The organism is Gemmatimonadota bacterium, from assembly GCA_026702745.1.
In the GTDB taxonomy this organism is placed as follows: domain Bacteria; phylum JAAXHH01; class JAAXHH01; order JAAXHH01; family JAAXHH01; genus JAAXHH01.
Genome location: JAPPBT010000014.1, coordinates 41,506 through 50,744, shown reverse-complemented (window position 1 = coordinate 50,744; position 9,239 = coordinate 41,506). Strand labels below are relative to the sequence as shown.

Below are 9,239 nucleotides of genomic sequence, written 5' to 3'. Positions count from 1 at the left end.
GTCCATTCCACGTCGCGCTCGGGCGGCGAGTCGCTCAGAACGAACCAGCGGGCGAACATCATGAATCATCGGTACCTCGAAGACCGGATCATTCGGTATATTGACGGAGATCTTCCGCCGGACGAAAAGGCCCGGTGCGACGAATACCTGCGTACCCACCCGCAATACCTCGAGCGGGTCGACGCGCTGCGGAAGGCCTGGCATTCGGACGACCTGCTGAAAGTGACCGGGCCCACCCTGCGGCTGCGCACGCGTTTCGAAGCGGCGCTCCGGGGCGAGGACCACGTCGAAACCGGATCGACGGTGGGAACAGGGCTCGCATGGCTCGCCCGGCCGGCACTGATGGCCGTTACGCTGGTCGCGGGCATCCTGATCGGGGCCTATCTCGGCAGCGGCACCAACGGAGATACGGCGGGGATCGAACCATTACCCGTGCAAACCGGCGTAGTGGCTTACTCCTTCGCCAATGACCTGCAGGAAATCTCGTCCGAGCCGGTGGAACAGGAATTCCTGCTGTTGGACTGGGTCGAAACCGCGGACGATTGAGGATAGATTCGGGCAGATGAAGAAGAAGCTGATCATATGGGGCGTGGTCCTGCTGACGGTCATCAACCTGGCTTCGCTGGCGACGCGCGCATACCACCGCTGGGGTGACGACGAGCGCCGCAGCAGGGAGGACCGGCGCGAGGCAAGGATGTCCATCACCGAAAGACTCGGCCTCACCGAAGCCCAGGTGGAGCAGGTCAGGCAGATGCGGACCGAGCTCGGAGATCGCCTGACGCCCTATCGGGATGGTTACCGTGAAAAACGGAACCAGTTGTACGATCTGCTCATGGCACCGGATGCCGACCGCGGGGAGGTCGACCGGGTCAAGGCGCAGATGGATTCGCTCCAGGCGGAGCGGGAAGCCATCGTCTTCGACTATATCGTGGCACACAAAGAAGTGCTGACCCCGGAACAGCAGACGGAGTTTTTTACGATGATCAAGGAACGGTTCCGAAGCGGATACCGTCGAAGGTAACAGGGCTGGCCGCGGGAACGCCCGGGAAAACCTGCAGGGCGTCCGGCAATAGCCCGCGGGTCAGCCAGTGAAGATTTTGAAACCGGATTGCAAGGTTCTTACCATCGGAGGAGTGGTTCATGTTCAAGCGGCTTGGGATAAGTAAACTGGCGTACTGGCCGGTTGTACTGGTGATGGCAGGCGCCCTCGCCTGCGGCGGCGGTGAAGAGGAGTCGGAAGACGCGGCGCAGAGTCAGCGCGGCGGCCGGCCCGGCATGGGCGCCATGGCGCGCACCGGCGCATCCATACCGGTCGAGGTGAAGACCGTGGGCCGCGGCAACATCGCCGCGACGCTGCTGACCTACACGTCGCTCGAGGCGGAGCGGCACGTGGACGTGGTCTCGCGCACGCAGGGGCTTGTAGAGACCATCCTGGTCGAGGAGGGAGACCGCGTGACCGAGGGGCAGCCGCTGGCCCAGCTCGACACCGACGCCCTGGAACTGACGCTCAGGGAGCGGGAAGTGAACATGAACAGCCTGGAATCGAACTACAATCGGTCACAGGAACTGGTGGAGCAGGAGCTGCTCAGCAGCCAGGAATTCGAACAGACCAAGTTCCAGTACGAGGCTGCCGCAACCCAGTACGAGTCGGCGAAACTTCAACTGGAGTACGCCACGATCCGCAGTCCATTCTCCGGCATCGTCACGGAGCGGCTGATGGAGGTGGGCAACCTGGTGAACGCGAATGACGTGGTATTCCGTACGGCGGACCTCGATCCACTGCTCGCCCGTATTTACGTGCCCGAGAAGGACATCGGACAGGTCCGGCCGGGACAGTCGGTGCGCATCAACGTGGAAGGGTCGGACCAGACTCACACGGGCCGGGTCTCCCTGATCAGTCCCATCGTGGATCCCGAGAGCGGCACGGTCAAGGTCACGGTGGAAATCCGGGATCGGATGGGCACGCTGAGACCGGGCATGTTCACCACGGTGAACCTGGTGATCGCGATACAGGAGAACGTACTGCAGGTCGAGAAGAAGGCCCTGGTGGCCGAGGCCGAGGGATCCTACGCCTTTCTGTTCCAGGACGGCACGGCCGAAAAGCGGCTCCTTGAAATCGGTATCTCGGAAGGGGATTACGTGGAGGTGCTTTCGGGTCTGTCCGACGGCGACTCCATCATCACCGTGGGCCAGGAGGGACTCCGAAACGGCGCGCCCGTCCGAATCGCGGGACAGATTCCGCCCGCCGCGGAAGGCATGGGCGGTGGACCGGCGGGCATGGGCGGCCGGCCCGAAGGTTCGAACGGCGGAACAGGTGGCCGACCGGCGGCGCAGGAAGGAACCGGCGACCGACCGACGGATATGGGCCGTTCGGCCGATGAAGCGACCCAGACGCCCGCCGCGCAATCGGCGACAGAAGGCGGCGGCCGGCAAGGAGGCATGGGCGGACGCATGATGGCCATGGACCTTGATCAGATGAAGGAGCGGATGTTCCAGAACCCGGACATCAAGGCGGCCTATGACAAGCAGGTGGAAGAAGACCCGAGCTTCGCGGAGGACGAGGAAAGGCAGCGGACTTTCCTGATCCAGCAAATGCGCCAGATGCGTGCGCAGCGCGGAGGGGGCCCGCCGCGGTAGTGCGGAGGCGCCCGCCGCGGTAGCGCCGAGGGGGCTCGTCGCAGTGGCCTGGCGACGTTTCACGGAAGACGCTTTACGTCATACCGAAAATCAACGCGTACCAATTCACATTTCGGGAAAGTAACACGGTAATCCATTCATGAAAATCATCGGTTTCTCCATCGGCAGGCCCGTAACGATCATCATGCTGATGACGGCGATGCTGCTCTTCGGCACCATTGCCTTCTCGCGGCTGCCCATCAATCTGCTCCCGGACATCACGTACCCGACCCTGACGGTACGCACCGAGTACGTCGGCGCCGCGCCGAACGAGATCGAGAACCTCATCTCCGAGCCCATCGAGGAAGCGGTGGGCGTGGTGACCGGCGTGGTGCGCGTCAGCTCCGTTTCCCGCCCCGAGCGGTCCGACGTCATTTTGGAGTTCGAGTGGGGCACCAACATGGATTTCGCCAGCCTGAACGTGCGGGAGAAGATCGACCTGCTCAACCTGCCCCAGGCGGCGGAGAAACCCATCCTGCTCCGGTTCGACCCGAGCCTCGACCCCATCCTGCGCATCGCCCTATCCGGCAACGAGAGCCTCACGGCCCTGCGGATCATGGCGGAAGAGGAGATCAAGCGTGAGCTGGAAGCCCTCGAAGGCGTCGCCGCCGTCAAGATCAGCGGCGGCCTGGAAGAGGAAATCCACGTGGAGCTGGACGAGTCCAGGCTGGCCAGCCTCGGCATACCCATCACCCAGGTGGCCACCCGGCTCGAACAGGAGAACGTCAATCTCGCGGGCGGCACCATCAAGGACGGCGAGACGGAATACCTGGTGCGCATCCTGAACGAGTTCCAGGCCGTGGACGAGATCGGCGACATCATCGTCGGGCAGGTCAACACCGTGCCCATCCTGCTTTCCGACGTCGCCTCGGTTACGAAGAGTCACAAGGAACGCAAGCTTTCCGCCCGCATCAACGGCCGGGAGAGCATCGAGATCGCCATCTACAAGGAAGCCGGGACCAATACCATCCAGGTGGGTCGCGTGGTCAAGGACCGGCTGGATTCGGTGCGGGAAACCGTGACGGGACTCACCTCCGGGGTGAACCTGGAGGTCGTCTTCGACCAGTCGATCTTCATCCAGCAGTCGGTGGACGAGGTGCTCAAGACGGCCATGTACGGCGGCATACTGGCCATCCTGGTCCTGTACCTGTTCCTGCGCAGTTCGAGCAGTCTCATTATCGGCGTGTCCATCCCCATTTCGGTGGTCACCACCTTTTTCTTCCTCTACGCCTTCGACGTCTCGCTGAACATCATGTCCCTCGGCGGCCTGGCCCTGGGGGTCGGGATGCTGGTGGACAACTCCATCGTGGTCCTGGAAGGCATCGACCGGCACCGGAGGCGAGGGGGCGACCAGCCCGTCGCGGAACGGGTGCGCCTCGGCGCGTCCGAGGTAGGACAGGCCGTCGTGGCCGCGACGCTGACCACGGTGTGCGTGTTCGTGCCCATCGTCTTCGTGGAAGGCATCGCCGGACAGCTGTTCCGGGACCTGGCGCTGGCCGTCACCTTCTCGCTCATCGTGGCCACCCTGGTGGCCGTCACCCTGATCCCGGTCATATCGTCGATCCTGCATCGCGACCGGGAAGTGCTCCCGGTCGGCGGGGACGACCCGTCCGCACAGGATCCGACCACGGCGATGGGCAAGGTCCGGTCCGTGATCGGGACCGTCTGGAACGTATTCTCCCGCGGACTGGGCTACGTCGTAACCGGCGTATTCTACCTCGTCAGGTGGGTGCTCTTTTCGGTCTGGGGACTGGTGCGCGTCGCGCTCTGGCCCGCGGGCTGGGTGTTCGACCGGATCTTCCCGATCATCCGCCGGGCCTACCCGCCCTTCCTCCGCTGGGCCCTGGCCAACCGCGTGCTTACGCTGTTCGCCGGGACCGCCCTGCTGGCCGGTTCCCTCTATGTCGTCCCCACGATCGGCATCGAGCTGATCCCCCAGATGAGCCAGGGCGAGTTCTTCGTCAACGTGAAGCTGCCCGTGGGCACGCCGCTGCCCGCTACCGAGGACGCATTGAATCACATGTCGGAGATTGCCCGGGACTACCCTGAAGTAAGCACGGTGTACGTACTGGCGGGAACCATGGGCCAGTCCGGCGGCAACGCGGGCGAGGAGCGGGAGAACATCGGGCAGTTGCACATCCGGCTGGAACCGGGCCTTCGCGGCGCGGCGGAAGAGGACGTCATGAACCGCCTGCGGGACAGCTTTTCGCCCATTCCGGGCATCGAAGCGCCCGAGTTCGCCCGTCCCGCGCTCTTCAGCTTCAAGAACCCGGTGGAAGTGGAAGTCAGCGGGTACAACCTGACCCGGCTCACGGAAGTTTCCGAGGAACTCGCGGCGGAGATGTCCACGGTACCCGGCCTGACCGACGTGAAAGCCAGCATGGAGGGCGGGAATCCGGAAGTGCAGATCCTCTTCGACCGCCGGAAGCTCGCCAACCTGGGACTCAACCTGGGCACGGTCACGCAGATCGTGCAGAACAAGGTCCAGGGCAACGTGGCCACGGAGCTCACCCGCCGAGACCGAAAGATCGACATCCGCGTGTGGGCGGAGGACGAGACCCGGCTCAGCCTGGACGCCATACGGCGGCTGGTGGTGAACCCGGAGGGCACGGTGCCCGTGCCGCTGGCGGCCGTGGCGGAAGTCCGCGTCGCCCAGGGCCCGAGCGAGATCCGGCGGGTCAACCAGCAGCGGGTGGCCATCGTATCCGCGGGTCTTACGGGCCGTTCGCTCGGTGACGCGGCCGAAGACATCCAGGGGATCATAGACGGCTTCATGCTGCCCATCGATTTCGTGGTGGGCATCAAGGGGCAGAACGAGGAAATGCAGGTGGCGTTCGCAAGCCTGCAGTTCGCCATTCTGCTCTCGATCTTTCTCGTCTACCTGGTCATGGCGTCCCAGTTCGAATCGCTGCTCCATCCCTTCGTGATCATGTTCACTTTCCCCTTCTCGATCATCGGCGTCGTCGCGACGCTGGTGCTCACGGGACAGACGATCAGCGTCGTCGTATTGATCGGGGTGATCATGCTCACCGGGATCGTGGTGAACAACGCCATCGTACTGGTGGACTATATCAACCAGCTGCGACGGAGGGGCACGGAACTGCAGGAGGCCATCGTCGAGGCGGCGCAGACGCGCCTCTGGCCCATTATGATGACGACGGCCACCACGGTCCTCGGCCTGCTGCCGATGGCCATCGGCGTCGGTGAAGGCGCCGAGTTACGCGCGCCCATGGCCATCACCGTGATCGGCGGCCTGATCGCCGGAACGATGGTGACGCTGGTCCTGGTGCCGCTCATCTACATGACGATAGAAACGGCTATGGCAAGCGTGTACGGGCTGTTTACAAGAACCGCCGGGCAACCGGTGTCCCAGGAGGTGGTAGAGGCATGAGCATTGCCGAGTTTTCCGTTAACCGACCGGTGACGACGATCATGATCATCGTCAGTGTCGTCACCTTGGGTATGATTTCCTATACCAGACTGCCGCTGATGTTCCTGCCGGACATGTCCTTCCCGTCCCTGAACGTCAGCGTGCCGTATCCCTCCTCGTCGCCCGAGGAAGTGGAACGGCTGATCACGCGGCCGCTGGAGGACGCCTTCGGGACGCTCAGCAACATGAAGAGCATGGAGTCCAATTCCAGTGACGACAACGCGCGGGTCCGCATCGAGTTCGAGACCGGGACGGACATGAACATGGCGGCCATGGAGGTCCGGGACCGGATCGACCAGGTCCGGGGCGAGTTGCCGGCCGACGTGGAACGCATCCGCATCCGGCGCTGGAACCCGAACGATATGCCCATCTACAACTTCAGCGTCGCATGGAACGGGGACCCCGCCGAGTTCTACAACATCGTCACCAAGGTGATCCAGCCGCGCATCCAGCGCGTGGACGGCGTGGCGAACGTGGAAATCAGCGGGATGATCGACAAGCAGCTGCTCGTGCACGTGGACAGCGAGAAGCTGCAGTCCCATAACCTCGATCTGTTCAATCTCAGCCAGACCCTGACGCAGAACAACGTCACCATGACGGCCGGGACCGTCACCGAGGGCGGAAAGAAGTACTCGGTGCGCTCCGTGAACGAGTACCGGGCCGCCGAAGAGGTGGCGAACCTGCCCATACCGGGTACGACCCTGTCGCTCCGCGACGTGGCGGAGGTGACTTTCGACTATCCGGAAGACAACAGTTTCCAGCGGCTGAACGGGGTCGACGCGGTCACGATACGGGTGTACAAGACGTCCACGGCCAACATCGTGGACGTGGCGCAGCGCACCCAGCTCGTGCTGGATGAACTCCAGACGCAGCCCCAGTTCGCGGACCTGGATACGCGGGTATTCTTCGACCAGTCGCAGAGCATAACGGACCGGCTTTCGGACCTGCGGAACACGGGACTGCTTGGCGGCATGCTCGCCGTCATCGTGCTGTTCCTCTTCCTCCGGAACGTGCGCAGCACCTTGATCATCAGCCTGGCGATCCCCATTTCGATCATCTGCACCTTCACTTTCATGTACCTGCTGCGCCAGGGCGCCGGGTCCACGGTTTCCATCAACCTGATCTCGCTCATGGGCCTGATGCTAGCGGTAGGCATGCTCGTTGACGCCGCCGTGGTGGTGCTCGAAAGCATTTACCGCCATCGCCAGGAGGGCAACCTGCCGGCGCGGATCGCGGCTGTCGTGGGCACCCGCGAGGTGACCATGGCCATCATCGCGGCTACTGCGACGACCCTCTGCGTATTCATGCCCCTGGTCTTCCTGGGCGGCGGCAGCCGGTTCATGCTCTTCATGAAGGACTTCGTCGTCACCTTCTGCATCGTCATGGTGGCGGCGGTCTTCATCGCGCTGACGCTGATTCCGCTGGTATCTTCCAGGCTGTTCAACCGGCCGCTGGGCAAGCCTTCGGCGTTCTTCGCGAGGCTGTCGGGGCTGTACACGGCGGTCCTCGCCTGGAACCTCAAGCACCGGTTCGTTACGGTGGTTTCCTTCGCCGCGATCCTCTACGGCAGCTACTGGCTGTACCAGAACATCGAGACGGAGTTCCAGCCCATGGCGCCGACGCGGGACATCGCGATCGCCGCGGATCTGCCGAGTAGTTACAGCATCGAAGACGTCAAGACCGTCTTCACGGACGTGGAGGCGCTCCTGCTGGACCGCAAGGAGGACTTCCACATCGAGTCCATCTCGTCCTACGGCAGCCTGCGCCGGGCCAATATCCGCATCGTGCTGACTCCGCCGGAGGAACGGCAGGAGTCGGCCACGCAGCTGCAGACCCGGATCACCAGCGCGCTGCCTGTAATCGCCGGCGTACAGTGGAGACCCGGTCGCATGCGGCGTTACGGCGGCGGGCAATCGGGTGTGGACGTCGAGCTGAAGGGCGACAACATGGCGGTGCTTTCCAATATCGCCGAGGACATCCGGAACCGGATGGAGGTCATTCCGGGTCTCAAGGACGTGGATACGAGCCTGGAGCGGGGCGACGAAGAGATCCAGGTACAGGTCGACCGTGCCGTGGCGCAGACATACGGGATCTCGCCGAGACAGGCAGCCCGTACGGTGCAGGCCGCACTGAGCAGCCGAGCGCGGGGCAAGTTCAAGGCCGACGACCGCGAGGTGGACATCCTGCTGCAACTCGAGGAAGCGGACCGCGCGAGCATGCAGAAGCTCCAGAATATGACGTTCGAGCGGGCCGAAGGCGGCATGATCCCCGTGGGGAACCTGGCCAGTTTTACCAAGCAGAAGGGGCCCGACGCCATAGAGCGGAAGGACCGGGAATCCCAGGTGGAAGTGGGCGGCAACACGACGGGACCGGGCACACGTGCCATTAACACCCAGGTGACGGAGATGATGGAAAGCATGGAACTGCCGCCGGGCTATTCGTGGAGCATGGGCCGGAACTGGAACATGATGCGGGAGTCCCAGAGCGAGTTCCTCTTCGCCATTATGCTGTCCGTGGTCCTCATCTACCTGATCATGGCGGCCATATCGGAGTCCTTCATCCAGCCCTTCACGATCCTGTTGTCGGTGCTCTGCGGACTGGTGGGGGCCTTCATCGTGTTCTACCTGTCGGGGACGACGCTGAACACGAACTCGTACCTCGGCGTCATCGTGCTGTCCGGGCTGGCGGTCAACAATGCCATTGTGCTCATCGACCACGTGAACCATTTGCGCAGGGAGGGGATGACCCGTACGGAGGCCCTGCTCCTGGGCGGCCGGCACCGGCTGCGGCCGATCCTGATGACGTCGCTGACGACCATCTTCGGCCTGCTGCCCATGGTGGCCCCCCTCTTCTTCCCCGAGTTCTTCGGCCCCGTGGAAGACCGTGGCGCCAACCAGTGGGGCCCGGTGAGCCTGGCCCTGGTGGGCGGCCTGACCACCTCCGGCATCCTGACACTCATCCTGCTGCCGACGGTCTACACCATCTTCGAAGACCTGAGCAACTGGGTCACTTCGAGCGTAAAGCGGGCCTGGGCGTAAGCGTGAAGGGGTAGCGCGCAAGCACAGTCTGTATACAGAAAAACGCCCGGTCCTGGAATCGTTCAGCCCAGTACCGGGCGTTTCTGGTTTAAGTC

5 protein-coding genes are annotated in these 9,239 nt (G+C 63.4%); all 5 read left to right on the top strand.

Features of this window, described 5'->3' with window-relative positions; all coding sequences use genetic code 11:
• Positions 1-546, top strand: a 546-nt coding sequence (locus tag OXH56_02200; protein MCY3554112.1) for a hypothetical protein, incomplete at its 5' end; no start/stop codon positions are given.
• Positions 547-562: 16 nt separating this feature from the next.
• The gene (locus OXH56_02195; GenBank protein MCY3554111.1) at positions 563-1,021 is read left to right on the top strand and encodes a Spy/CpxP family protein refolding chaperone; all 459 of its coding nucleotides are present in this window, start codon (positions 563-565) and stop codon (positions 1,019-1,021) included.
• A 119-nt stretch (positions 1,022-1,140) separates the two neighbouring features.
• The gene (locus OXH56_02190; protein MCY3554110.1) at positions 1,141-2,637 is read left to right on the top strand and encodes an efflux RND transporter periplasmic adaptor subunit; all 1,497 of its coding nucleotides are present in this window, start codon (positions 1,141-1,143) and stop codon (positions 2,635-2,637) included.
• A 139-nt stretch (positions 2,638-2,776) separates the two neighbouring features.
• Positions 2,777-6,067: an efflux RND transporter permease subunit gene (locus OXH56_02185; protein MCY3554109.1), complete on the top strand. Its 3,291-nt coding sequence runs from the start codon at positions 2,777-2,779 to the stop codon at positions 6,065-6,067.
• Entirely contained in the window at positions 6,064-9,144 is a 3,081-nt protein-coding gene (locus OXH56_02180) for an efflux RND transporter permease subunit (GenBank protein MCY3554108.1), read from the top strand. The genes OXH56_02185 and OXH56_02180 overlap by 4 nt, the downstream gene beginning before the upstream one ends.
• Positions 9,145-9,239 lie beyond the last annotated feature (95 nt).